Origin of the sequence: Streptomyces sp. NRRL WC-3549, assembly GCF_000721935.1 — a bacterium.
In the GTDB taxonomy this organism is placed as follows: domain Bacteria; phylum Actinomycetota; class Actinomycetes; order Streptomycetales; family Streptomycetaceae; genus Streptomyces.
In genome coordinates this window covers 1-2,124 of the sequence record NZ_KL585410.1, presented here as the reverse complement: position 1 = coordinate 2,124, position 2,124 = coordinate 1, and the positions used below count along the sequence as shown (strand labels likewise).

Below are 2,124 nucleotides of genomic sequence, written 5' to 3'. Positions count from 1 at the left end.
GCAGTATCCGGTCGGCCACCTGGGGCGGGTGGCCCGGATCCGCGAGGAGGTGGCGAAACTGCCGGGGCTGCGGGTCTGCGGCGCGGTCTACGACGGCGTCGGCATCCCCGCCTGCGTGGCGAGCGCCCGGCGGGCGGCGGACGAGATCGCGGAGGAGATCACCGCCACGCCGACCCGGGTTCAGGGCACGCGGAGCGAGGCGGGACAATAGCCGTATGAGTGCGCCAGAAAAGCTTCCGAACGCAGGTAAGAAGGCCAAGGACCTCAACGAGGTCATCCGCTACACGCTGTGGTCCGTCTTCAAGCTGCGAGATGTGCTTCCCGCCGACCGCGCCGGTCACGCCGAAGAGGTCCAGGAGCTGTTCGACCAGCTCGCGGCCAAGGACGTCACCGTCCGCGGCACCTATGACGTCTCCGGTCTGCGCGCCGACGCCGATCTGATGATCTGGTGGCACGCCGAGACCGCCGACGCCCTCCAGGAGGCGTACAACCTCTTCCGGCGCACCGCGCTGGGCCGCGCGCTGGACCCGGTGTGGTCGAACATGGCCCTGCACCGGCCGGCCGAGTTCAACAAGTCGCACATCCCGGCCTTCCTCGCCGACGAGGAGCCGCGCGCCTACGTCAGCGTGTACCCCTTCGTGCGCAGCTACGACTGGTACCTGCTGCCGGACGAGGACCGCCGCCGGATGCTGGCGGACCACGGCAAGATGGCCCGCGGCTTCCCGGACGTGCGCGCCAACACGGTCCCCTCCTTCTCGCTCGGCGACTACGAGTGGATCCTGGCCTTCGAGGCGGACGAGCTGTACCGCATCGTCGACCTCATGCGTCATCTGCGGGCCTCGGAGGCGCGGATGCACGTGCGCGAGGAGGTCCCGTTCTACACCGGCCGCCGGAAGGCGATCGCAGACTTGGTGGCCGGGCTCGCATAGCCAGCGTTTCACGGTCACCCCGACCCGGAAGATCAGTTGGCGGGCAACGGCGCGTGTGACGCCGCCCGTCGTTCCAGCGACACCGGGTCCGGTTCCGGGAGCACATCGGTACCGACCGGCGAAGTGCGGGGGCCCGCGGGGGAGTCAGCCATTCCTCCCCGCGGGTCGCCGCCTCGTGCCGGGTGCGGCCGATGTGTCCCGGGCCGTATGGCTTCCCGGCACACCCGGGTGCTTCCCAGGGCGCCGCGCGGGGTCTCAGATCCCGGCGCGGGGCGCCCTGCCGAGCGGGCGGGCGGTACGTCCGCCGTCCAGCAGCGCCGCACGCAGCCGCGGGTCGCCGACTGCCGCCACCCCCCGTACGGCCACCGCCGCCAGCACGTCGCGGTCCGCACCGTGCGCCGGGGCGGGCAGGGAGTCCAGCCACCGCTGCCCGGACGGTGAGGCCCACGGGCTGTACGGCTGGTTCTCCACCCGTGCGATGGCCAGGCAGCCCAGGGTCAGCACCAGCGGGAGCCCGAACCACGCCACCACGGGGCCCGCGTCCCCCGTGTTCTGACCCGGCATCAGCGCGGTCACCGCGGCCAGCACCACCACCAGCACCGTCGCGCCCCGCACGGTCCGCGCCGCCGACTCCAGGGCGGTCCGTGTGCCGTGCGGTAGGGCCAGTCCCGCCGCCACCAGGCGGTCGGCGAGCGCGCGCACGGTGTCGGCGGCGGCTGCGGCGGCCCGTACCGGGGCTATCCGGGACTGCCCCTCCGGGCCGATCGCCCGGATCACGGTGCGCTCGACCTCGTCCCGGCCCTCCGGGTCGACGACCGTCGCCCAGCCCGTGTGGGCGAGCAGCAGCCGGCGACGCAGGTGCATCGACACGAGGGCGAGGTCGGCGACCCGGTGCGGTCCACCGGCCAGGAACGCCGTTTCGTACAGGCTGAGTTCACGCGGCGGCGGCCCCGCGGGGCCGGTGGGCCGCAGCGCGGCGCCCGCAGTGACCAGGCAGAGCCGGATACAGGCGATGGCCGCCACGCCCCACGCGACCAGGAGGAACAAGACCCAGAGCATGTCGGATTTCTATGCGAGACGGGCGTGTGAGCGCCACGGTCTGTTCACGATTCGGACAAAGGGTGGTCACAGTCGGTCCCGGATGGCTGAAAGCCGTCTTTCAGGAGCCGCCGCCGCCCCCGCAGCTGGAGCCGCC

2 protein-coding genes and 1 pseudogene are annotated in these 2,124 nt (G+C 72.7%); 2 read left to right on the top strand and 1 reads right to left on the bottom strand.

What is annotated here, in order from left to right:
• Together IH13_RS0119810 and hemQ are read left to right on the top strand one after the other, a co-directional pair.
• Positions 1-211, top strand: a pseudogene (locus IH13_RS0119810) (protoporphyrinogen oxidase); the annotation flags it as partial.
• A gap of 4 nt (positions 212-215) precedes the next feature.
• Positions 216-929, top strand: a complete 714-nt coding sequence (gene hemQ, locus IH13_RS0119805) for a hydrogen peroxide-dependent heme synthase (protein ID WP_031086273.1) — start codon at positions 216-218, stop codon at positions 927-929.
• 255 nt (positions 930-1,184) lie between these two features.
• On the opposite strand, the gene IH13_RS0119800 is transcribed toward hemQ, so the two are convergent.
• Positions 1,185-1,988 carry a TIGR04222 domain-containing membrane protein gene (locus IH13_RS0119800; RefSeq protein ID WP_031086271.1) on the bottom strand — a complete coding sequence of 268 codons (804 nt, stop codon included), beginning with the start codon at positions 1,986-1,988 and terminating at the stop codon, positions 1,185-1,187.
• Positions 1,989-2,124: the final 136 nt, after the last annotated feature.

What these genes read in the sequence shown, in the direction of transcription:
- IH13_RS0119800 (WP_031086271.1), bottom strand. Translation starts at nt 1,988, where the DNA reads ATGCTCTGGGTCTTGTTCCTCCTGGTCGCGTGGGGCGTGGCGGCCATC.
- hemQ (WP_031086273.1), top strand. Translation starts at nt 216, where the DNA reads ATGAGTGCGCCAGAAAAGCTTCCGAACGCAGGTAAGAAGGCCAAGGAC.